Annotated in this window: 25 protein-coding genes; 20 read left to right on the top strand and 5 right to left on the bottom strand. The window is 42.1% G+C overall.

Translation table 11 applies throughout. The annotated features are described in order from the left end of the window. Positions 1-68: 68 nt before the first annotated feature. Together LZG71_RS03765 and LZG71_RS03770 are read right to left on the bottom strand one after the other, a co-directional pair. Entirely contained in the window at positions 69-1,148 is a 1,080-nt protein-coding gene (locus tag LZG71_RS03765) for an AI-2E family transporter (RefSeq protein WP_233817131.1), read from the bottom strand. A 91-nt stretch (positions 1,149-1,239) separates the two neighbouring features. Continuing rightward, positions 1,240-3,423, bottom strand: a complete 2,184-nt coding sequence (locus tag LZG71_RS03770; protein ID WP_233817132.1) for an alpha-galactosidase — start codon at positions 3,421-3,423, stop codon at positions 1,240-1,242. Between the two features lie 152 nt (positions 3,424-3,575). Here LZG71_RS03770 and LZG71_RS03775 point away from each other — a divergent pair, with 152 nt between their 5' ends. Beyond that, positions 3,576-4,073, top strand: a complete 498-nt coding sequence (locus LZG71_RS03775) for a DUF4943 family protein (protein WP_233817134.1) — start codon at positions 3,576-3,578, stop codon at positions 4,071-4,073. On the opposite strand, the gene rluF is transcribed toward LZG71_RS03775, so the two are convergent. Further along, on the bottom strand, positions 4,070-4,822 hold the full coding sequence (gene rluF, locus LZG71_RS03780) for a 23S rRNA pseudouridine(2604) synthase RluF (RefSeq protein ID WP_233817136.1): 753 nt from the start codon (positions 4,820-4,822) through the stop codon (positions 4,070-4,072). The two genes, LZG71_RS03775 and rluF, sit on opposite strands and share 4 nt — an antisense overlap. A 157-nt stretch (positions 4,823-4,979) precedes the next feature. On the opposite strand from rluF, the gene LZG71_RS03785 reads away from it, so the two are divergent. Both LZG71_RS03785 and LZG71_RS03790 read left to right on the top strand, forming a co-directional pair. Continuing rightward, the gene (locus LZG71_RS03785; protein WP_233817138.1) at positions 4,980-6,278 is read left to right on the top strand and encodes an acetylxylan esterase; all 1,299 of its coding nucleotides are present in this window, start codon (positions 4,980-4,982) and stop codon (positions 6,276-6,278) included. 48 nt (positions 6,279-6,326) lie between these two features. Then, entirely contained in the window at positions 6,327-7,148 is an 822-nt protein-coding gene (locus tag LZG71_RS03790) for a purine-nucleoside phosphorylase (RefSeq protein WP_233817140.1), read from the top strand. 55 nt (positions 7,149-7,203) lie between these two features. On the opposite strand, the gene LZG71_RS03795 is transcribed toward LZG71_RS03790, so the two are convergent. Both LZG71_RS03795 and LZG71_RS03800 read right to left on the bottom strand, forming a co-directional pair. Next, positions 7,204-7,560 carry a hypothetical protein gene (locus tag LZG71_RS03795; RefSeq protein WP_233817142.1) on the bottom strand — a complete coding sequence of 119 codons (357 nt, stop codon included), beginning with the start codon at positions 7,558-7,560 and terminating at the stop codon, positions 7,204-7,206. A 177-nt stretch (positions 7,561-7,737) separates the two neighbouring features. After that, entirely contained in the window at positions 7,738-8,064 is a 327-nt protein-coding gene (locus tag LZG71_RS03800) for a tetratricopeptide repeat protein (protein WP_233817144.1), read from the bottom strand. 85 nt (positions 8,065-8,149) lie between these two features. On the opposite strand from LZG71_RS03800, the gene LZG71_RS03805 reads away from it, so the two are divergent. From LZG71_RS03805 to LZG71_RS03885, 17 genes are all read left to right on the top strand, one after another. Continuing rightward, positions 8,150-8,887 (top strand): electron transfer flavoprotein subunit beta/FixA family protein, encoded by a 738-nt coding sequence (locus LZG71_RS03805; protein ID WP_233817146.1) that lies wholly within the window; start codon positions 8,150-8,152, stop codon positions 8,885-8,887. A gap of 85 nt (positions 8,888-8,972) precedes the next feature. Further along, positions 8,973-9,947 carry an electron transfer flavoprotein subunit alpha/FixB family protein gene (locus tag LZG71_RS03810; RefSeq protein ID WP_233817148.1) on the top strand — a complete coding sequence of 325 codons (975 nt, stop codon included), beginning with the start codon at positions 8,973-8,975 and terminating at the stop codon, positions 9,945-9,947. A gap of 359 nt (positions 9,948-10,306) precedes the next feature. After that, the gene (locus LZG71_RS03815; RefSeq protein ID WP_233817150.1) at positions 10,307-10,906 is read left to right on the top strand and encodes a bifunctional nuclease family protein; all 600 of its coding nucleotides are present in this window, start codon (positions 10,307-10,309) and stop codon (positions 10,904-10,906) included. Positions 10,907-11,039: 133 nt separating this feature from the next. Beyond that, complete coding sequence (locus LZG71_RS03820; protein ID WP_233817152.1) at positions 11,040-11,918, top strand: ABC transporter permease; 879 nt, start codon at positions 11,040-11,042, stop codon at positions 11,916-11,918. Positions 11,919-11,949: 31 nt separating this feature from the next. Then, positions 11,950-12,165 (top strand): DUF3098 domain-containing protein, encoded by a 216-nt coding sequence (locus LZG71_RS03825; RefSeq protein ID WP_233817155.1) that lies wholly within the window; start codon positions 11,950-11,952, stop codon positions 12,163-12,165. Beyond that, complete coding sequence (locus LZG71_RS03830) at positions 12,162-12,941, top strand: undecaprenyl-diphosphate phosphatase (RefSeq protein WP_233817157.1); 780 nt, start codon at positions 12,162-12,164, stop codon at positions 12,939-12,941. The genes LZG71_RS03825 and LZG71_RS03830 overlap by 4 nt, the downstream gene beginning before the upstream one ends. A gap of 127 nt (positions 12,942-13,068) precedes the next feature. Then, positions 13,069-13,770: a tRNA pseudouridine(55) synthase TruB gene (gene truB / locus LZG71_RS03835; protein ID WP_233817159.1), complete on the top strand. Its 702-nt coding sequence runs from the start codon at positions 13,069-13,071 to the stop codon at positions 13,768-13,770. Continuing rightward, positions 13,767-14,702: a bifunctional riboflavin kinase/FAD synthetase gene (locus tag LZG71_RS03840; protein WP_233817161.1), complete on the top strand. Its 936-nt coding sequence runs from the start codon at positions 13,767-13,769 to the stop codon at positions 14,700-14,702. The genes truB and LZG71_RS03840 overlap by 4 nt, the downstream gene beginning before the upstream one ends. Before the next feature lie 130 nt (positions 14,703-14,832). Then, positions 14,833-16,188 (top strand): amidohydrolase family protein, encoded by a 1,356-nt coding sequence (locus LZG71_RS03845; protein WP_233817164.1) that lies wholly within the window; start codon positions 14,833-14,835, stop codon positions 16,186-16,188. 94 nt (positions 16,189-16,282) lie between these two features. Continuing rightward, positions 16,283-16,648: a VOC family protein gene (locus LZG71_RS03850; protein WP_233817166.1), complete on the top strand. Its 366-nt coding sequence runs from the start codon at positions 16,283-16,285 to the stop codon at positions 16,646-16,648. A 124-nt stretch (positions 16,649-16,772) separates the two neighbouring features. Next, on the top strand, positions 16,773-17,807 hold the full coding sequence (locus tag LZG71_RS03855) for a hypothetical protein (protein ID WP_233817168.1): 1,035 nt from the start codon (positions 16,773-16,775) through the stop codon (positions 17,805-17,807). Continuing rightward, on the top strand, positions 17,807-18,958 hold the full coding sequence (locus LZG71_RS03860) for a glycosyltransferase family 4 protein (RefSeq protein WP_233817169.1): 1,152 nt from the start codon (positions 17,807-17,809) through the stop codon (positions 18,956-18,958). The genes LZG71_RS03855 and LZG71_RS03860 overlap by 1 nt, the downstream gene beginning before the upstream one ends. Positions 18,959-19,014: 56 nt before the next feature. Continuing rightward, a complete protein-coding gene (locus LZG71_RS03865) occupies positions 19,015-20,163 on the top strand; it encodes a glycosyltransferase (protein WP_233817171.1) in 1,149 nt (382 codons plus the stop codon). 60 nt (positions 20,164-20,223) lie between these two features. Next, a complete protein-coding gene (locus tag LZG71_RS03870; protein ID WP_233817173.1) occupies positions 20,224-21,150 on the top strand; it encodes a glycosyltransferase family 2 protein in 927 nt (308 codons plus the stop codon). Beyond that, the gene (locus LZG71_RS03875) at positions 21,107-21,673 is read left to right on the top strand and encodes a WcaF family extracellular polysaccharide biosynthesis acetyltransferase (protein ID WP_233817175.1); all 567 of its coding nucleotides are present in this window, start codon (positions 21,107-21,109) and stop codon (positions 21,671-21,673) included. The genes LZG71_RS03870 and LZG71_RS03875 overlap by 44 nt, the downstream gene beginning before the upstream one ends. Next, positions 21,670-22,413 (top strand): glycosyltransferase family 2 protein, encoded by a 744-nt coding sequence (locus tag LZG71_RS03880; protein ID WP_233817177.1) that lies wholly within the window; start codon positions 21,670-21,672, stop codon positions 22,411-22,413. Before LZG71_RS03875 ends, LZG71_RS03880 begins: the two co-directional genes overlap by 4 nt. Positions 22,414-22,556: 143 nt before the next feature. Further along, positions 22,557-23,765 (top strand): MraY family glycosyltransferase, encoded by a 1,209-nt coding sequence (locus tag LZG71_RS03885; RefSeq protein WP_233817179.1) that lies wholly within the window; start codon positions 22,557-22,559, stop codon positions 23,763-23,765. Positions 23,766-23,804: the final 39 nt, after the last annotated feature.

Here is a 23,804-nt window from a genome sequence, read left to right on the forward strand (position 1 = left end):
GGTACCCACAACTATTATTTGATAAAGGCCCGGAAACAGAATCAGTCCGCTTCCGGGTCCTTTGCAGATTAATTCAGGTTTTTCATTTTATCCCGCTGTTCTCTGATACCTTCCGGGGCAGAATTTGGTTTTTCGTTACCCATCAGAAAAGCGAATGATCTTGTCTCTTTGAAATGATGAAAAGATACTCTTAAAATGCCTGATATGGGAATTGCTATTACAGCTCCGGCAACGCCCCAAAGTAGCCCAAATCCGATTACCGAGGTAATTGTCATGAAAGGATTGAGATCAACTTCCTTGCCAACGACGTAAGGCTGCGTAACGTAATTGTCGATCATCTGCGCAGCGAACATAACACCCACAACTACTAAAACACTATCAAATCCTCCTGAAACCATTGCCAGCATGGCAGCCAAACTTCCACCGATGGCATTGCCTAAATAGGGTATGAAAGAAAATACAGCTGCAATGAGCGCCAATAACGGTGCGTATTTAATTCCCCCGATCATAAAACCGGTTCCGTACAAAATGGCGAGGATGATCATGGCTTTGAACATTCCCCAAAAATACCCTCCGGAGGTTTTTCTGATTTCTTTAAGAACTTTGCGAACGCGTTCCTGTTCGGACCGATCAACATTAAGGAGTATAAATTCTTTAAAACGCTCCCGTTGGGATAAAACCAATACGACGTAAACTATAATGAGAATGACGTTGGCTATACTTGTACCAACAGTCCCCAATGCCGCCGGTCCGCCCTTTCCCAGGCTTGCAAGCATTCCCTTGGCCTGTTCCAGTTGTTTGTCAGGATCCACACCAATCTTATCCTGTATAAATGCCTGAGCGTCTTCGAGCAGACTCAGAGATGTTTTTTCGATCTCGGTCCAATCTTTTGCTATCATTTTGACCTGAATCGTAATAAGGCCTCCCAGGAAGCACATGAATAAGATCAGAAGTAGTGTGCTGCCAGCTACGGCCCAGCCACGTTTAACGTTTTTGCTCATTAACCAGTCCATCACCGGAACCAGCATCATAGAAAGTACAATTGCTATGACAAGAGGAGCAAGAAAAGGTTTACCTAGGTAGAAGCCTACCGGAACGGCTATTAGTAATAAGACCCAGCGAAGTATTTTGGAAATTTCAGTACTCATAGGAAATGGTTTTCCAAGGCTTTTAAAAAACCATTCCAATGGGTTGTAATAACAACTGTACTTGTGCTAATAATAGAGATCCTGCATCATTTCACTCTAAAACCAGCCATGTATATCCATTTGCAGGAATATTTATTGATACACTAACCTCGTAGTTTCTGCTTACTTTATACGGCTTTGAATGTCCTTCTTTTTCACGAATCTTGACCTGATCGTGCTTGCCTGTGAAGTATACCGGAATGCTGATTTCACGGGTCACGTCTTCCTTTTGGGGATTGTACAACATAACCAGCCCCTTTGCTTTCAGAGCCGGGTTCACATGCATAATACCATCCCAGTCACGCCCATCGGCACGGCGCAGGTGAATAATATCCGAATTGAGTATATCCCTATACTTTTTATACCAGGTTACCACATTAACCACAGTTTTTCGGGTCGACTCCGTATCGTACAACCTTGGTCCACGGTAACATGCCTGAATTCCGGCGCCGTAGTATTGCATCATCAGCTGTTCGTAAGCATCCAAATGCTCCGACAACGGTTCCAAAATAGCATCTGCATCTCCTCCCTGATATTTAGTGAGCGGAACAAATCCCCACACCATCGAGGGAGTTTCAGCCCAGGTTGCATCAAAAATATTCTGCCTGTTCAGTATCTTCTGCTGATCTCTGGAAAGAGAAAAATTGACTTCCCGATACCCCAAAGCAATCTTGTTGGTTCCATCCAGAAAGTACCAATCCGGTGCATTTACATATATCCCGTTTTCATTGCACCAGCGGTACAAGCCCTTTTGCAATTCCATTTGTTTCCACTGAGAATCATGTAGTCCATCATGACCGGGATGACTTGTAGAAGCGCAAACATCACCCGGATACGGCCCATCGTTTTCGAAGATATTGAACCCGGAATATTTCATAAAGATTTTAAGCTTTTCAAGATACGTGAGTCCCCACTTACTTCCCATGCAAGGCGCATTCCCAAAAAACGCTCCCCCCGGCTTTCCTGTTTTGGGATCAATTACATCGTCCTCAGCACTAATCTTTCGTGAGCTAAAAAGAGAATAACTTCCGATCTGGATATTTTTACTATGTGCGTAGTCGGCCAGTGCTTTCCATTTTTCCAGGTTCACGCCAGTGGTGTCTTCCATGTTGCAATGGCTGCCAAAACTTAAAATAAGGGCTTCGTATCCTGTTGCAGCACACTGGTCAATGGCGGTTTTAACCTCCTGATCATTTTTACTGACAAGATGCATGAATATCGGATTACTGGTAACCCACGGAGCTATTGTCCGGTACATTCGGCGTATGGCGAGTCCTTTTCGTTCACGGTCATAAGAATCCTGCAAAAGCTCGTAGGTCCTGACAGATTCCAGAAAATTTCCACTTTTCACTTTCACACCAATCGGTATTTTAGGGTGAATTTCCAACAGGCATGGAGTTTGAAAATCATAGTTAACCTGCGATGTATACGTTGGATCAACTTTCCAGTGTGTAGCCTGGTCGCTGAGCGGATAACGCATCGCATTGTTAAAGGCAAAATTGTTTTCGATGTAAATCCCATTGGGTTTGGCCATTTTCTCTGGGCTTCCCACCACAGCACTCTCCTCTTCTGTTATAGCCAGAATCTCATTTACAATCTGATCTACAAGTACTTCACCTCCACTGTTATTGTGAACCGTAACCCATTTACTCAGCAGCGGCAATCCATCATACAAAGCATAATGTACCTGTACTTCCAGATTCTTTAGTGCTGCAAAATCAGATTTAAAATGAAAGGTTATCCTTTTCCCGGTGGGCAACTGAGTGTTACCGGTCCACATATTGGTTTTCCAGTTCAGCTGATTTTTCAATTCTGAAACAGAATAGTTTATAAAATGAAAAGCGCTATCCGAAGCCGTCATTTTATCCACCCATTCAGTCAACAGATAACCATTTTCTTTCTGTCCTGTCAAACCTCCTACCGGATAACTTCTGCCACTAATCACAACACGAGCCTCTGGCTGCACCGCACGGATCAGCTCCTGTTTTGTCGTTTGGTTTTTATAACTGATGCACGCAAGATCCGGAGCCACACGAAAACTTCTCTTTAAGAGACTGTTGTACAAAACGATATCCTTTCCGTCTGCGGACTGGTATATTGCCGCTTTACCTTCAACAGGTTTTACCAACCAGTCAACAGGATTTTCAGCATCATACGCTTTATTCCATACAGACAGGGATTGAGAGCGCAACGAAAAGGAAGAGAAAATTAAAATTCCAAGGAGAAAAAATTTCATAAGTGGCTGGTAGGAAGTATTGTTGGTTTTCTTTAAATGAAAGACGTAGACTGGCAGAATATAATGAAACTACCTAAAAACTGCCGTGGCCTCTCCAACCAATTCATCGCAATATTGCTCTATCATTTCAGAACACAAAGAGCCTCTACGTTATGAACAAGCTTTACCTATGTTTCCTGCTCATTCTACTTTCATTGGGTTGTAAAAAGAGCTTTGACCCGGCTAATCCTGATACGGATCAGTTCATATCTCTTGTTAAAAAAGGCAATCATGATCCATATCAATTACCCAGGTTCAATGCTTCACACATTGACAGACTTCTGGAACTAGCCAAAGATACAAGCCACATTGCAGGTTATCCCGGAAACCCAATCTCCTCCAAGTCGTCTTTACCCGCTCCTGACGGTCGTCGGTATCTGATTTTATCAGAATGTTTGTTATGGACTGTTGAAGGAATCAGAAACGGAAGTGGCTATGGATCTCTCAATCCCCTTCTCATCGTTCCCGGCGAAATTCCAACAAGCCTACAAGCGAAAGAAATTTTGGAAGTGAGAGAAAAGTACCAGAAATCATGGGAAAGCACAGGGAAGTCTATAACACAATGGAGTTCCGTAAATCCCCTTCAAAGCACCATCTACAGATGGTTTTAATCTGATAACCCGTCATCTATGACATTTACATAAGAGCCGTCTTCTGTTTTTACAGAATCGGCAACAGCATTATTTATGAATTTCATTTCATCGCTGGTAAGGTCACGCCACTTTCCAACCGGAATATTGTCCAGCGTAACATTCATGATCCTGACCCGCTCTAACTTGGTTACAGAGTAGCCCAGGTACTCACACATGCGGCGGATCTGTCTGTTAAGCCCCTGTGTCAGGATGATTGTGAATACATAATTACTGTCTTTACGAACAAAGCACTTCTTGGTTACAGTATCTAAAATAGGCACCCCCGCCCCCATTTTCCGAATGAACTCAGGAGTTATAATCCTGTCAACCGTTACTACATATTCCTTCTCATGGTTATTCCCCGCCCGCAGAATCTTGTTTACAATATCACCATCACTGGTCAGAAAAATCAGCCCTTCGGAAGGTTTGTCGAGCCGGCCGATAGGAAAAATACGTTCAGGATGTGAAATGTAATCGATGATGTTTCCCTTTATCTGCCGTTCGGTTGTACAGGTTATTCCAACTGGTTTATTAAAAGCGATATACACTCCTGCCCTTTTTAAGTTTAAGGATTTACCATTAACTGTGACTTCATCACCTTCACCCGCTTTATCTCCCAAAACTGCCACGCGCCCGTTGAGTATAACCTTACCTTGCTCCACGAGTTTGTCGGCCTCTCTGCGTGAGCAATAGCCCGTTTCACTTATAAATTTGTTAATTCGGATCATCAAATCTTACTTTTGGAGTTCAAAACACAATTTGGTTCTGAGTTATTTACACCGGCAAATTACCGCTAATCGCAAAAAATGTTGCAGTCTTTTTAAAGATTTAGCTATTTTCTCCCTTTACCTGCAAGTATAATCTAAATGATTTATTAATAACTCTATGAAAAATCGCTTCCTACTATTACAAGTTTTTCTCTTTTTAGCATTCTCGACTGTTTACGCACAGCCGGTCAAACGTTACGTTGATGTAATTGTAGCTGCCGACCACGAGGATTGGACGTACAAAACAGGTGAAAAGGTCCAGTTTACTGTCTCTGTAATCCGAAATGGCAATTTGGTAAAGAACGTTCCCATTCGCTATGAAATCGGACTTGAAAAGTTAGAGCCCACAATAAAACAGACTAAGACAGCGACAGATGGTAAAATTACAATCGATGGAGGAACCATGAAGACACCGGGTTTTCTTCGTTGTGTTGCTTATGCTGTTATAGATGGTGCCGAATACCGCGGACTTGCTACGGCAGGCTTTAATCCATTACAAATTCAGCCAACCGTGAGTGATCCGCAAGACTTTGACGCTTTTTGGGCAGCTGCAAAAAAGGAACTCGCGGAAGTTCCCATGGATGCAAAAATGACTTTGTTACCTGAAAGATGCACCGCAAATGTGAACGTATATCATGTCAATTTGCAAAACAACAGAACGAATGTACGTGTATACGGAATCCTCACTATGCCTAAGAAAGAGGGAAAATACCCAGCCCTGCTACGCGTTCCCGGAGCTGGTGTACGACCTTACTACGGCGATGTAGCCTCGGCAGAAAAGGGGATTATCACGCTGGAAATAGGTATTCACGGAGTATCTGTGATTATGGACCCTTCTGTCTACACCGATATGGGGCAGGGTTTGCTCAATGGCTATCCGTCCTACAATCTCGATAACCGTGACCGCTTTTATTATAAAAGAGTATACTTGGGATGTGTGAGAGCAAATGATTTTCTGACGAGCCTGCCACAATATGACGGACAAAACCTTGCCGTTACCGGAGGAAGCCAGGGTGGCGCGTTATCTATTGTCACTGCCGCGCTGGATCCAAGAGTTAAATGGCTTGGAGCATTTTATCCTGCGCTGAGTGATGTTACTGGTTACTTACATGGAAGAGCTGGTGGCTGGCCTCATTATTTTGACAAAAACAGCGTTGAATACAACAATACCAAGGAAAAGCTGAATACGATCGGATATTACGACGTGGTAAATTTTGCACGACGGGTGAAAGTGCCGGGTTATTACATGTGGGGCTTCAATGATGAAACGTGTCCGCCAACCTCCATGTATGCTGCATATAATGTTACAACTGCCCCAAAAGAGCTGAAACTTTATCAGGACACGGGACATTGGACTTACGCCGACGAACGAGAAATCATGAGCAATTGGCTCAATGACAAGCTTAAAGGGAAGTAACCCTGCGAACAGAAAGTCGCGGGGATTTTTATCAAACAAAGAGAAAAAATGCTTTTAGAACAAATTGAAACTGCAAGTCAGTATATAAAGGACAAAACAGGTCAATTCAAACCTGAATTTGGAATTATACTCGGAACAGGACTTGGGGCACTGGTAAAGGATATTGACATAAGTTTCTCAATTTCATACAGCGACATCCCTGGATTTCCTGTGTCCACGGTCGAGTCTCATTCAGGTAAACTCATTTTTGGAGAACTGTCCGGGAAAAGGGTAGTTTGCATGCAAGGCAGGTTTCATTACTATGAAGGTTATACCATGCAGCAGGTTGTATTTCCGGTTCGGGTTATGAAGTGGCTCGGGATTCATACACTATTGGTTTCCAATGCCTGCGGAAGCCTCAACCCCGAATACAAGATTAGCGATCTGATGATCATTAAGGACCATATCAGCCTTTTCCTGCCTCAGAATCCGCTCACCGGACAGCATTTTCCGGAGTTTGGGGATCGCTTCCCGGACATGAGCGAAGTTTACGATAATATTCTTGTCGAACGAGCGGCCGACATTGCCAAAGCAAACAGCATTACTACTCATACCGGTGTATATGTCAGTGTAACGGGTCCTCAGCTTGAAACACGTTCGGAATACCGCATATTGCGGCAGCTTGGCGGGGATGTGGTAGGAATGAGTACGGTCCCGGAGGTTATAGCAGCAAGACAGATGAACATGCGATGCTTCGGTTTGTCTGTCATTACAGACATTGGAATTCCTGAAACGCTGGAAAAAGCAGAACTGTCAAAAATAATTGCGGCAGCACAGGCGGCGGAACCAGGTATGACTTTGATCATGAAGGAGCTTCTCACTTACTTGTAGCAAAAAAATCGGGTGGACGATAATTATCATCCACCCGATTTAAATTATATCTGCCTTAATCGATCTTAATGACCTCAGCAGGAATGTTGTATTGCTCAATCATCTCACGTGTAAATCGCACGTGACCTCTCGGTGCCATTAAGTATAGCTTAGCACCTTTCATGCCTGCCAATTCACTTAGAAGTTTCCACTTGGAAATGCTACCTCTAAGCTGTTCAGTTTTCATAGAAACTTCCAGATAGTGCCTGTTGAACATGTTCACCCCAGTTACGTCTGGTGTGAATTTTATATTATCAGCGGCTCTTTCGTAAGATTTCGGGGTTTCATACCCTTCCATATTAGCCTGGATTTCCTTAAAACCATGAGCTTGTGCCCACTTTACAACAAGTGGAATGAACGATTCCTTTTCCATAAATATTAACGAATAATTTTTTACGCTTTAAGCGAGGAACTCAAAAACAACTATCAAACTATGTCTGGCGGAGAGAATAAATGTATTAGCCGTAAATAGTTCGCCATGTAGTATTTCCTATATAAGGGGTAAAGGTACGTGCTTTTCTCGTACGGAGCAAATTTTGGACTGAACAGTTTAATCCTCAATTTCGTCTAAAAAGCCTCTGTAAGCCCTCACAAGCTCCTGATGCGTCTTTAAATTGTTCTGTTTCAAAGCCAAAGCGATGCCATCATTATACAGCTTTTCGGCTTTCTCAATGTTTTCCTGCATAGCAAAAAAAGCCGCAGCATGATAGTATGTCGGCAGATACGCCGGATGCTCGGCAAGCAGTATATCAAAAAAGCGCGCTGCGTTTACTGCATCAGTTTTAGAATACTCCAGTGCGAGCGCATATATGTTGAACGGATCGGTTGGCTCTTCCTGATAAAAGGCCAGTAAATTATCCAGAAGTGACTGTTTCATTGAAATTATTATGCTTGCATACTATTTAAGATTTTCCTTAATTTGTGAAAAGACAAAGTTATTCTCAGAAAAGTTAAAAATTATCATGAAAATACTCGTTTGTATAACCAACGTACCAGATACGACAGCTAAAATAACCTTCACAGATAACGACACCAAACTTAATAAAAACGGCGTCCAATACATCATAGGCCCATACGACGACTATGCTTTAGCACGTGGCGTTGAGCTTAAGGAGCAATCAGGCGGGACACTTACTGTCCTTCACGTAGGCGAAGCTGACGCTGATCCTCAAATACGAAAGGCGCTGGCAATTGGTGCAGATGACGCGATCAGAATCAACGCCGATCCGCTGGATTCCTACTTTACCGCCAGCCAGATTGCGCATGTAGCCAAACAAAATAATTATGATTTGATTCTCATGGGTCGGGAATCAATTGATTTCAATAGTGGAGTCGTTCATGGTTTGGTTGGTGAAATGCTCGAAATACCCTCCTATTCACCTGTGATGAAACTTGAAATAAACGGAACAACCGCAACCATTGCACGGGAAATAGACGGCGGCAAAGAAACGTTGACGGTATCATTACCGCTGGTGCTTGGATGCCAGGAGCCCATTGCGGAATGGAAAATACCAAACATGCGCGGTATCATGACTGCCCGTACAAAACCTTTGCAGGTGTTGGAGCCTGTATCCGTCGATGAAATGACCACGCCGGGGAAATATGCTTTACCAGCGCCAAAGGGCGCTTGTAAGATGATACCGGCGGACGAAGCAGCAACACTTATAAAGCTTCTGCAAACTGAGGCCAAGGTGTTGTAGCAAAACGCTTTTCACGCTAAACCTACGGTTTTGCTGCGAAAAGAACAGTCATTCATCAATTCACTCATTTAAAAATTTCTAAATCATGTCAGTCCTCATATTTATAGAATTAGATAACGGAGTTATAAAAAAGACTTCTCTGGAAGCGATCTTATACGGATCCAAAGTTGCAGAAAAAACGGGCGGAGAAGCGACAGTACTCGCCTTTGGTAGTGCAGATTCTTCTGAACTTGAAAAAGCCGGACATTACGGTGCGACAAAAGTCCTGCATGCTTCGGGAGAGAAACTGAATCACGAAAATAGTCTAGCTTATGCCGATGCGTTGGTGCAGGCTGTGAATCAGGAACAAAGTAAGGTAATTATTATTTCCAAGTCAGGCCTTGGTGATGCCGTTGCTGCTCGCGCAGCTGCGAAACTAAAGGCAGGAGTTGTATCCGGCGTAACCGAATTACCTGAAATCAATGGTTCTTTTAAAGTTACAAGAAGCATTTATACAGGTAAGGCATTTGCCACCACAGAGATAAAATCGGATATCAAGATATTGGTTGTTAAAAAGAATGCGGTTGAAATAGATGAAAACGCTTTGTCAACCGTACAGGCAGTTGTGGAAGCCTTCTCTCCTAACCTCAGAGATTCTGACTTTAAAGCGACGGTTACCAATGTTGAAAAGGCTGCTTCGGAATTGTCACTTACCGAGGCCGACATCATTGTGTCTGGCGGGCGTGGAATGAAAAGTCCTGACCAATGGCAACCTTTGCTCGATCTTGCTTCCGCACTCGGTGCTGCTACAGGTTGCTCCAAACCAGTTTCCGATCTGGACTGGCGCCCGCATCATGAGCACATCGGGCAAACTGGTATAAAGGTTGCTCCCAACTTATACATAGCTTGTGGTATTTCAGGAGCTATTCAGCACCTTGCCGGTGTTAACGGATCAAAGTGTATTGTTGTCATTAACAAAGATCCCGAAGCTCCGTTTTTCAAGGCCGCGGACTATGGAATTGTAGGAGACGTGTTTGAAATCCTGCCAAAATTGACTGAGGCTGCAAGAAACTTAAAATAAACGTTGCCTGACGTGATTTTGAATTAATTTCATTTTTTCAAAATCACTCATAAGTCTATTTATCAAGCAATTAAGCATATTTGTCAAACCCCACCTTCGGGTGTAACCATACTTAACCCGTCAGGCATTTTTTTATGCAGGACGGGTTATTTATTTTTGCAACCTTAAAACCTTGCCTTCAAATAAACCAGAAGGAACGGTTCAGATTTTTTATTGGTTAATATCCTGAAATTCAGTCAAATATTAATATAGAATATCGACCCATTTAAGCTAGGATGTGACTTTGATCTCACAGCCAAGTAAAGAAAATATCACCACAGCTGTTAACAAAAACTTGCGTCTGCGCAGAAAGTTTAAACGTGAAAAAAATTAAGTTAGAAATTCTGGGACTATCTCCCAGCCAGTCTCAGGCGGGATCATTTGCATTGGTGTTGGGTGAGGAATTGGGCAACCGCAGGCTGCCTATCATTATCGGTGTGTTCGAGGCACAAGCCATTGCGGTTCAGATTGAGAACATCGTGCCAAACAGACCCATGACGCACGACCTTTTCAAATCCTTTGCAGACGGGATGAATTATACTTTGAAAGAAATTGTGATCTCTGATCTCAAAGAAGGGATTTTTTATGCAAAGATCGTTTGTACAGACAGACTTCGTGAGGTAGAAGTGGATGCAAGGCCATCTGATGCCATCGCCATCGGTCTTAGATTCGACATTCCTATTTTTACTTACGAGGCCATCCTTTCGGAGGCGGGCATTATTTCTTCGTCGGCAGATGAGGAGGAGGATGAAGACGATCAGGAGACTATAAAAGAAACACTTCCTTCCAAAGGTTCGTCGAAAGAGCAACTCCGCGACGTTTCATTTGACGAGCTCCAAAGAATGCTCGACGATGCTCTTTCGAAAGAAGACTACGAAAAAGCGGCCAAGATACGGGATGAGATGGGCCGTAGAAACTAGTAAACTTGTTAAAGTTAAAAATAGTTAAGCATCGTCTTAAGTAAGATTCATTGTCATTTAAATTGTTATTTTTGCCCTTGTCAGTCTGGAAACACAATTTTTCCGGCCTCCACTTGCGAAATTTCACACGCTTATGCCTAAAAAGAAGAAGATCGGTAGTTACCCAAATGCGATGATTGTCATGAGTCTCACGGCGGCATTGTTCCTGATTGGTTTTTGCGGACTGCTTGTAATACAATCTAAAAAACTGGTTTCCATTATCCGCCAGAATATTGAGGTAAGGGTATTTCTGGATAAAGAAATCACTCAGACAGGTAAAGATTCTGTATTGAACATTATCAAAACCAAACCTTACGTTCTGGTATCAACAGAGGTTCCACCCATCACTTTTGTATCTAAGGAAGAGGCCGCAAAAGAATTTATACAGGGAACAAAAGAAAACTTTACCACCTTTCTTGAAGACAATCCGCTTCGTGACAGTTACCGGGTAAAGATTGGGGAAGATTATTTTGAAGAAGCAAAATTGCAGCTGATCAAAAAAGATCTTGAACAGTTGAACGGAACGTACGAAGTTGTTTATCAGGAAGATCTGGCCGACAGCATTAATCGTAATGTCACAAAGATATACGTAATCCTCGCCAGTTTTGCGCTTATTATGCTGATCATCATCGTGTTGCTTGTTAACAACACAATCAAACTTGCTATCTATTCTCAGCGCTTTCTCATCCGTAGCATGCAGCTGGTAGGTGCCACCAATGGATTTATACAACGGCCATATGTCCTCCGGGGAGCCACACAAGGGCTTGTTGGCGGCATTGTAGCCGGCGGTTTATTGATCGGATTACAACAATTGGCGGTAAGAAATGTGGAAGGGCTGGCAATCCTGCAGGAATACGATAAAATTATTATACTAGTAGGTGCGGTTTTGATTCTTGGGATTTCCATTGGCATTGCAAGTACCTATCAATCGCTTGCCCGTTATCTGCGTATGGCGCTGGATGATTTATACTAAAAGACTTTCATTTTTATAACAACGAAGAGACATGAGCAACAGTAAAAGTAATCTCCCTTTTTCTTCCTCCAACTACATCACCATGCTTGTTGGCCTGGCTGTAATTTTGGGTGGTTTCCTAATCATGACATTTGATACCGAAGAATTTGGGTTCGGCGTTTTGGGTCTTACCGTAGGTCCTCTGATTACAATTACCGGCTTCATCATAGAGTTTTGGGCTATTTTACGTAAACCCACGGATTCATGAGTATTTGGCAGGCGATTATTTTAGCAATTATTGAAGGAATTACCGAGTTCTTACCAGTATCTTCCACAGGCCACATGATTATCGCGTCCTCGTTTATGGGGATTAGTCATCTGGAATTTACCAAAATGTTTACAGTCAACATTCAGTTTGGCGCAATCCTTTCGGTTGTTGTACTCTACTGGAAGCGTTTCTTTCAGTCCACTGAATTCTACTTTAAACTTTTCGTAGCTTTTATTCCGGCCGCAATTCTTGGTTTCCTACTGAACGATCTGATCGATTCTATGCTGGAAAACGTCATTGTAGTAGCCGTTTCCCTTCTTGTTGGTGGCATTATTCTCGTTTTTATAGATCGTATTGCCAACGACACTACCTCCGAAAGAGAAATATCTTACTTCGACGCATTGAAAATAGGTTTCTTTCAATGTATCGCAATGATACCGGGGGTTTCAAGATCAGCCTCTACGATTATCGGAGGTATGTTACAGGGGTTGTCAAGAAAACAGGCGGCGGAGTTCTCATTCTTCCTTGCGGTTCCTACTATGGCGGCTGCTGGTGGTTACAAATTATTAAAAACATACGACACAATTCAGGCAGAAGATATCAAGATTTTACTTCTGGGAAATCTGGTCGCTTTTGTAGTTGCGATGCTGGCTATTAAATTTTTTATCAGTTTTTTAACCAAATACGGATTTAAAATTTTCGGTTACTATCGCATCATACTTGGTTTGGTTTTGCTGGGACTTCTGGCCTCAGGTTACAAACTGGACATTGTTTAAGAATTTACATTCAGGAATAATAAACCACAGGGCACTGCTCTGTGGTTTATTATTTTAAACTATTATTGCATTATCAATATCATCAAGATGACGGTATTGACAATGTTTTTACCAAAAGAAAATAGAATTGAACAAGGAAATAAATACACCCGATGAGGGGGAAGTAATACTGATCAACAAACCTTTGAGCTGGACATCATTTGATGTTGCCAACAAGCTTAAACGGGCCTGCAAATTCAGCAAAATAGGTCATGCCGGTACGCTGGATCCTTTGGCGACGGGATTGTTGATACTTTGTACAGGAAAAAAGACCAAGCAAATTGATACCTATCAGGCTCAGGAAAAGGAATACACAGGAACCTTTGTCCTGGGAAAAACAACTCCTTCCATCGATCTTGAAACAGAGTTTGATGGCGAGTACCCTGTTGATCACATCACACCAGAATTGCTTGAAACTACAAGACAACAATTTCTTGGACATATAGAGCAGGTTCCGCCGATTTATTCTGCTGTGAAGGTTGATGGTGAAAGATTGTACAAGAAGGCCAGACGAGGGGAAACCGCCGAAATCAAAAAGAGAAGTGTAGAAATTTCTTTATTTGAGATAGACCCGACTAATTTCCCATCTATTGACTTTAGGATTGTGTGTACAAAAGGTACATACATTCGCAGTATCGTGAGGGATTTTGGTCAGCTGGCACAAAGCGGTGCTTATCTGAGCGCCTTGTGCAGAACGCGGATCGGTGCATTTGAATTAAAAAATGCAGCTGATTTAACGGAGTTCATTTATCAGAAAAGAATTGAGTTGAAGTTACCAGTTGACGAATGAACATTTACCATAACCTGGATTCCATTCAGCGACTCGACAATGCAGTCGTTACCAGCGGCACTTTTGACGGAGTTCACATTGGGCATAAAAAAATTCTTTCAAGACTTCAGGAATTGAGTGAGCAGTCCGGCGGCGAAACCCTTGTCCTTACCTTTTGGCCGCACCCGCGTACTGTGGTATCCGAAAACGGGCAAACCTTACAGCTGTTGTCCACCATTGAGGAGAAAATTGAGCTTTTCGCCCGATTGGGTATTAATCATCTTGCCATTATTCCTTTCACGAGGTCATTTTCAGAACTTACTTCCAACGAGTTTATTCAACAGGTATTGGTAGATAAGATCGGAACTAAAAAACTGGTAATCGGATACGATCATCGATTTGGCAAGAACCGGGAAGGAAGTTTTGAGTTTTTAAAAGACAACTGTTCTCAATATGGATTTGAGGTTGAAGAGATTCCCCGGCAGGATATCGAAGACCTGGCAATTAGCTCGTCAAGGATCAGAAAAGCACTTTTAACCGGGCAAATTGAGGATGCGAACGAACTGCTTGGCAGACCATATACGATTTCAGGTAATGTTGTAAAAGGCAAGCAACTTGGCAGAACCATTGGTTTCCCCACCGCCAACGTACATCCTGATGAATCGTACAAACTTATTCCTCAAAACGGAGTGTATGTAGTAAGAGCGAACTACAAAGGAGGAGTTTTTAATGGTATGCTCAATATCGGTACACGCCCGACAGTAGACGGGACCAGCAAAACCATTGAAGCCAATCTCTTCGATTTTGACAGGGAAATATATGGAGAGAACGTACAATTGGAACTTTTACATTATCTCAGACCAGAACAAAAATTCAACGGATTACCTGAGCTGATGGAACAAATAAAACGCGACAAGGAAACTGCTTTGCACTACTTTTCGGAGCGGGCGTAAGGTTTCAGTTTCATATTCCGGAAGACCTGCGATCCATTTTGCAGGTCTTTTTTATTTTAAACACGTCATAAACCGATTGGAACAGTTATTTCAACCGCTCATTTAAAATTAACTTAATAGCATTTAAATTATGAAACTCTCCTATTCCATACTTTTCTCGCTGTGGGTCAGTGCCGGATTTGCACAGGAAACGGTTTTAATACAAAACGTAACCCTGATTGATGGCACCGGCAAACCTGCGCAAAAGTCAGTTGACGTACTGATTGATGGTGACCGTATTTTAAAGATCGGAAAAGGTTTGGAATCGAAAGACAGTAGAAAATTTGATATGAAGGGGAAAACCATGATCCCGTCATTCATTTCCGCACACACGCATGTTGGCACATTAAAAGGAAATACCTCCAGCGCCGAAAACTACACCAGAGAAAATATTCTCAGACAACTGGAACATTATCAAGGTTACGGTATCAATTCCGTCTTGGTGATGGGAACGGATCGTCCGCTCATTTTTGAAAACGGATTACGCGATTCCACTGTTGCAGGGTTGCTGCCAGGTGCCAGGCTTTTTTCAGCCGGATATGGTTTTAATGTTCCTGACAGCAACCCGGGTTCGTGGATGAATCTTCTGTTGAGGCCTGAAAGCGAGGATCAGGTACCTGCCATGATGAATAACCTTGCCGCAGTCAAACCTACAACCGTCAAAATGTGGGTGGATGATCATGGTGGAAAAGCTTCAAAAATGAAACCTGAGATTTATTCACGCATCATCTCGGAAGCTCACAAAAGAAATATTTCGGTAACCGCGCACCTGTTCTATGTTGAGGATGCCAAAAAGCTTGTGATGGCAGGTTTAGACATCATTGGTCACAGTATCAGAGATCAGGAAGTAGATGATGAATTGCTTAAATTGATGAAGGAGAAGAATGTAACGTACATTCCGACACTAACTCTTGATCATTATGCGTACATCTACGCTGACCAGCCGGAATGGATGTCGTCAGATTTTTTTAAGAGATCTCTTGAACCAGGCGTATATGAAATGATTTCTGACAAAACGTATCAGGATAAAATCAGAAATTCTCCTGATTATGAAAAGAATAAAAAGGCAGCTAAAACAGCACTGATCAATTTGAAGAAAGTTTTTGATGCCGGCATCATCGTGGCGCTTGGTACAGATTCGGGAGCTTTCCCGATACGGCCGCAGGGTTTCTCGGAACACTACGAAATGGAGTTGATGGTACAAGCAGGAATCAAACCTTTAGATGTAATTCGCATAAGCACGCTGAATGCCGCCAGGGTGTTAGGGATTGATAAAGATTACGGCTCCATTGAGATTGGTAAGAAAGCTGACTTTGTTCTGTTGGAAGCCAATCCGCTCACAGATATTATGAATACCCGAAAAATTGAAGCAGTCTGGAAGAACGGGAAACAGGATACGGATTTGGTAAAACAATCCGATCGCATTCAATCAGGTTCGAAAAATTGATATTAATATGGATTAAAACCTGCACTCAAAATTGGCGAATTCCAAGGTTTGTACAAATTATGGCAGTAGCTTTGAGCTTCAAATACAACAAATAATGAATATTGAATTTAAGCGCCTGGATCATGTAATGATTTGCATTCCGGAAGGCGCAGAACAGGATGCAAGGCAATTTTATGGAAACGTCCTTGGTCTTGAAGAGCTTACAGATTTGGGCTACCCCATTCCCAATCGCGCCATTTGGTTTCAAATTGGCGACATTCAGCTTCACATCCGCGCAGAAGGAATTCAGCAGTTGTCGCAAAGGCATCCTGCTTTTGAAGTAACAAGTTTAGCAGATGCCGAGTATCAGCTTAAAAGCCATGGCATTGCAGTAAAATATTTGAGCAAAATTCCGGATCGTAACAGGTTTTCTTTTCGTGATCCTTTTGGAAACCGTATTGAATTAATTGAAATGTTATGAAACGGTAAGTCCGTTTTATCGTTATGATACTTTACTATTTATACTGTCGATCGCCTAAAGGATCGTAAATGGGAAAAGTAATTCTAAATTTGCATCTGCACACATCGCAGACCTGGGACCATTTATGTTGAAATATTTTTTAAGATTTTTAATTGCAATCCTGTTAATTGCCGGAGTTACTGAAATTGTACTTAGAAAAGTGTATGGTTTTTGCAATTCTCCGCTATACATAAATGATCCCGACTTTGAATACATCTATGCTCCGAATCAGGAAGTAAACCGATTCGGCAATCGTATATTGACCAATAGTCTTTCTATGCGCAGTGAGGAGTTGTCCCCATCGGACAGCATTGTGATTCTTTTGGTTGGCGACTCGGTGATCAACGGTGGAAGTCTCACCGATCATGACAATATCGGGTCAACCATGTTGGAAAGGCGTTTCACAAAAGAATTGGGAAAAAAAGTAAGGATCCTTAATATTTCTGCCGGTTCCTGGGGGCCTGATAATGTTGCAGCTTATTTAAAAAAACATGGTCTTTTTAAGGCAAAGGTTATTGGCCTCGTAACAAGCAGCCACGACGCACACGACATCATGTCCCATCAAAGTCCGGTGGGGATAGATCCAGGAATGCCTGACAAACAATATAGTGTTGCATTGGTGGAAGTTTGGGATCGATATCGCTATTGGATCTGGTATAATTTCCTGGCATTGCTTCCCTCATTCAATTCCGATAAAAATATGACTGAGGAGACAATAGGAAAAAAAGAAGAGGTAAAAATGACGCTGCCGGATTCCGTCCAAAAAGATACCATAAAAAAAATTGAGCTTAACGATGCCGGTATCAGGAAGCCAGGTATAGGTTTTAACCCGGGTTACCAGCAAATCTACGATCTGGCAAAAAATGCAGGAATTCCTATGTTCATATATCTTCATCCCGAAACATCCGAAATAGAACTGGGACATTTTAATGATCAGGGTGATGAAATAATTGAATTCGCGAAGGAAAAGGACATCCGGCTGGTAAATGAATTCGATCTTGGCATTAAAAAGGAATACTACCGAAACCTGGATGTGGTCCACTACAACAACGAAGGACAGGTATTTCTTGCCAATAACTTGTACCCTATTTTCTCTGAATATTTAAAAGCGAAACCTTAATGCGCGTTCTCATTATTCACAATCAGTTATGGGCGCATTATAAATCAAAACTTTTCAGTGAGATAAGCGCCAATATGAAGCTGCAATACCCCGACAGCAAGTTTCATGTTGCACACATTGCTTTACATGAAGCCAGCCGCAGCGGTATGCAGGACGAAAAAAGTTTTCCATACGAATATTCCTACGAGGTTCTTTTTCAAAAAAATCTGGATCAGGTTGGTTTTTCAGAAAGACTACGAGCTCTCATCCGGACCTTTGATTCCTTTAAACCAACAGTTTTAAACGTGACTGGCTGGTTTGATTGGGCTCAGGTTATTTTAATGGTATACGCCCGGAGGAAAGGCGTTAAAATTGTGCTTTCATCGGAATCCTCCACAGCAGACCACAACCGTTCAGGAATTAAAGAAAAAATAAAAAAATGGATTGTGGGAATGGCGGATGCTTTCTTCTGTTTTGGTAAAAGTTCGGCGGATTATCTTATTAATTTGGGAATAAACCGTTCCAAAATTGCAGTTGATAATGCCGCTGTGATTGATGAAGACATTATAAAATCTAACTTTGATCAGGCGAAAAAGCAATTGCCTAATTCACAAGCAGATACCAAACACAACACATTCGTATTTGTAGGGCGGCTCGCACCAGAAAAGAATCTGGAAATGTTACTCGGGAGCTTTATGAAATTACAGGACGAAGAGCCCATCGGCGAATTTTGGAATCTGCTGTTTGTAGGTGAAGGCCCTGAGAAAAAACATCTGCAAGAACTGGCAGCAAAGAGCAGTTTTCCCGGTAACATTCAGTTCGCTGGCGGTTTCCCATGGTATAAGGTGCCTTCCTGGCTTGCAAAAAGTGACATACTGGTTCTACCAAGTTTGTCTGAGCCGTGGGGGCTTGTGGTGAATGAGGCCATGGTTTGCGGCATGCCTGTAATTGTATCCGAAACCTGTGGCTGTGCCGGGGATCTTGTATCGAACGGGGTAAACGGTTTTACATTCAACCCAAAAAAACAGCCAACTTTAGATAAAGCACTGTTCTATTTCATGCAGCATCCTGACAAAATAAATGAAATGGGGATGGAATCAAAAAAATTGGTAGAACGATTTTCCTCTAAAAAAGTAGCCGCTGAAATGGTGAAATGCTATCATAATTTATGACGCTAAATAATTTCAACAGGAAGGAACCAAGCTACCTGCCACACTTCTAATAGACTATGAGAATTTTAAATATATGCGCCTACACATGGGCAATAGGCGGTCCGGCAAGAATTATTTATGACCACACCACGGAAGTACTTCGTTACGGCCATCAGGTGGACATACTCAGCCCGATGACTCCCGGTGAAAAAAGCTATCCGGTTCCCGAGGGAGCTACATTGATAGAATGTGCAAGAACTACCCCCATAAGTAATTATTACAGGGAGTTTTCGATTGAAATGTACCAATATCTCAAAGCCAATATCGATAAATATGATGTGATCCACATGCATGGTATTTGGCACTTTGGAAGCCTTGCACCTTTCCTGTTGCCTAATAAGGCGGTTCTGGTGGTAACGATTCATGGTCTGCTAGATCACTGGGCTGTGGCGCACAGCAAGTGGAAAAAACAGATTGTTACTTTACTGTATCAGAAAAGATTACTTGGCAAAGCTGACCTAATCCAAATCAATAACACGGACGAAGAGCAGGATGTGATCAGGTATTTAGGCTATCGACCAAAAAATATGGTGATCGTGCCCAATGGAATGAAGGTGGCAGAGTATAGCAGTTTGCCTGCCAAAGGTATTTTCCGATCAAAACATAACATTTCTCCTACTCAGAAGGTTGTGCTTTTTATGGGCCGGCTAAATATCAAAAAAGGACTGGATTTGTTACTACCCGGATTTCTGAAAGTGCATCAGTCGGTTCCGGATGCGATGTTGATTTTGGCGGGCCCGGATGATGGTTATCAGAAAGAAACAGAAGATTTTATCAGAAACAATAATCTGGCCGGAAAGGTGAAGCTGGTTGGAATGTTAACGGATACAGACAAAAAAGAAGCTCTATCTGATGCCGACCTATTCGTTCTTCCTTCCTATTCCGAGGGTTTCTCAATAGCGGTACTGGAAGCTATGACATCCCGCGTACCAGCGCTTGTATCAGACAGGGTTGGTTTCGGAGATTACATTAAAAAGTACAACGCAGCATACTTAACACCCTTAAACGCTGATGGAGTAGCAGAGGGACTTCTTAAAATATTACAAGATTCTGACTACGCGCAAACGATAGCAAACAATGCCTACAACATGGTAACTGAAAACTTCGACATCAAAGTGGTCGCGAATCAGTTATTGGAAGAATACAAGAAAGTAAAGAAAATCTGATTACCTTTGTGCCCGTATTCAGCACACTGTAACGAACAGAAATTCGCCTATAAGTAACTTATGATTGATTTATCCGTCATCATTTTAACGCACAATGAGTCGCAACACATTGAGAGATGCATTAAAAGCCTTCAGCAGGTTACGGATAAAATCTTCATTGTGGACTCATTTTCTTCTGACAACACAGTTGCAATAGCGGAGTCGCTTGGCGCAGTGGTTGTTCAAAATACATGGGTATCTTACGCTTTCCAGTTCAACTTCGGAATTGATCATAACCCGTTCAAAACATCCTGGCTCATGCGTATGGATGCAGATGAATACATTACACATGAACTGGCAGTTGAACTCAATAACGACCTGGCCAATACTCCTGCTGACATTTCGGGGTTCTATGTAAAACGCCGTGTGTTTTTCATGAATCAGTGGATCCGGCGCGGCGGCTACTACCCTATCTGGTTGCTTCGGATCTGGCGTAATGGCTTGGGAATTTGCGAAGAACTCTGGATGGATGAGCATATCAAGCTAAGCGCTGGCAATACTGCACAACTACAAAACGACCTGGTCGATCACAATCTCAATAATCTGACGTGGTGGACGCAAAAACATAACAATTACGCCATTCGTGAGGTTATAGATTTATTAAATATAAAGTATAACTTTGGTGACAAACCAACTGTTACACCGAACTTTTGGGGTAATCAGGAGCAGCGAACCCGCTTTTTAAAGATTAAATATGCCGGCCTGCCACTCTTTACACGTCCGTTCCTATATTTTATTTTCAGATATATCATAAAACTGGGATTTTTGGATGGTAATAAAGGGCTCGTATGGCACTTTTTACAAGGGTTCTGGTACCGGTTCCTTGTTGATGCCAAGATTTACGAAGTGTATCAAAGAGCGGGCAGGAACAAACAAGACATTATTGTACATTTCAAGACAGAATATGGAAAAGACCTCGCAAATCCAAACCAGTCTGTCCGCGTATAATAACAGCTGGTATAAGCCGGGAGGAAAACTGAAACAACTATTATGGTACATCATCTCCAGAGTATTTGTTAATACATATATACCTTTCCCAATGTCTGTCAAAAAGCTGATATTGGAATTGTTCGGGGCTAAAATCGGCAGAAATGTGGTTATAAAACCGAAAGTCAATATTAAGTATCCATGGTTTCTATCTGTGGAAAATGACACATGGATTGGTGAAAAAGTGTGGATAGATAACCTCACAATGGTGAATATCGGGGCAAATGTTTGTCTGTCGCAGGGCTGTCTCCTGCTAACAGGAAACCATAATTTTACTAAAAGCACGTTCGATCTGATTGTTAAACCTATCAATATTGAAAATGGGGCATGGATAGGTGCACAGTCAACGGTTTGTCCGGGTATCACAGTGAGATCTCATGCTGTACTGACTGTTAATTCAGTAGCTACAAGAGAATTGGAGCCTTACAGCATTTATCAGGGAAATCCGGCAGTTTTTGTCAAAAGAAGAGAAATAACAAATTGAAGATAAGCATTATAACAGTTGTGTTCAACGGTGCCAAGACGCTCCGCTCCTGTATTGATTCTGTTTTGGCACAGGACTACGGCAACGTTGAATATATTATTGTGGACGGAAATTCAACGGATGGTACGATAGAAATTATCAAATCTTACGGAGATAAAATAGATAAATTTGTTAGTGAGCGGGACAAGGGCATTTACGACGCCATGAATAAGGGTATACAGCTGGCGACGGGCGATGTTGTCGGCATCTTAAACGCTGATGACTTTTACAGCTCAGTTAATGTGATATCCAGTGTTGTGGCAACAATGACAGAAAGTAATGCAGATGCCGCTTACGGAGATTTACAATACGTAGATGCAGCCGATCACAATGTCATAAAAAGAAACTGGAAGTCGGGAGCATACAAACCCAATGCCTTTACAAATGGCTGGATGCCTCCGCATCCTACTTTCTTTTTAAGAAGGTCTTTGTACGAGCAGCACGGGAATTTCCGACTGGATATGGGCAGTGCAGCAGATTATGAGTTGATGCTTAGGATGGTTCATAAGATTGGCATAAAACTTGTATACGTTCCGCTTATACTGGTTAAAATGCGAGCTGGTGGCGTAAGCAACAGTTCCGTGGCGAATAGAATAAGTGCTAACAAAAATGACAGGAAAGCCTGGAAGGTTAATGGTCTGAAACCACAATTTTATACCTTGTGGCTGAAACCGCTCAGAAAGGTTTTACAATTTATGTGAGAATGTTTGCCAAGCTTGTTACCATTTAGTAAATATTTTGAAATACAGGGCTTTACACTATTTTATATTTATAATTTTTCGGAAATTTGATATAATTTGATTGGCGCTCCTCAAAAAAGAGATATAGATAATTCATCAATAAAATGGATATAAAATTACCCCTACAGATATTAAGTGAAGGGAACTTTAACAGCATGATTCACCATGACGTGTATCAATGCATACTATCGTTTCTGATTGCATGTTTCCTCTCGATTATTTCGATCCCGGTTATCATCAATTTATCTAACCTTTTGCATCTAACGGCAAAGCCAGGTTTTAGAAGTTCACACCAAACAGAAACTCCAACGCTGGGCGGAATTGCAATTTTCGCTTCGTCATTGATCGCCTATTTCCTTTGGCCGCATTCAGAGAATACGCTCGACTCCAATATTATCAACTTATCGATGACAGGCGTTATCATCCTGTTTTTCCTTGGGCTAAAAGATGATATTCTGGCGGTGGATCCTACCAAGAAGCTTATCATTCAAATATTTGCTTCTCTGATACTGGTTGCCATGGGCAACTTTAAGATCGATCATTTTTACGGTATTTTCGGTATTGATGCAGTTCCGGATATTGTAAGTATCCCTCTTACAGTTTTTGTCTTTATCGCTATTATCAATGCCATTAACCTTATAGACGGTATTGATGGTCTTGCAGGTGGAATCAGCCTTATCGCGGGCCTTGGATTCGGAATCTGGTTTATTCTTAACGACCACTTCTCTTTCGGATGCCTTGCGTTTGCTATGTCGGGATCTTTACTTGGATTTTTAAGATTTAACTTCTCCCGCACAAGTAAAATCTTTATGGGAGACACCGGCTCGCTGATTGTGGGTTATTTACTTTCCATTTTTGCGGTAGAATTCCTTTCTCTGAACGTTGGCTACCTTCATGACCCTAATGCATATTTCAATGCACCAATCATTGTGATGGTATTGCTGATCGTTCCAATTTTCGATACACTTCGCGTTTTTATTGTGAGAATTGTGAAAGGCGGCTCACCTTTTATAGCTGACCGTAATCACATGCACCACATTCTGATAGACAGTGGCCTTAATCACTTTTGGGCATCGTTCACCCTTTGGATGGTTACGATCCTCAACTCTGCTTTGTTCTTTGCCTTTCACGGCAATATTACCAATACTGCATCTCTGTACATATACATAGGCATGTTCGGAGCATATATGGTGTTCGCTTATTATATGAAAAGACATATAGCAGTCAGGAACGAGAAAAAAAAACTGGCTAAGTCTCACACTTTCAATGATAAGGACGTTTCTCCCACTCAGAAGGTGCTTAGGGACTTATAATCAGATATTATCTATTTCTTGACAAATTAACAGTTTTGT

This window comes from Dyadobacter sp. CY312, assembly GCF_021390535.1.
Taxonomy (GTDB): Bacteria; Bacteroidota; Bacteroidia; order Cytophagales; family Spirosomataceae; genus Dyadobacter.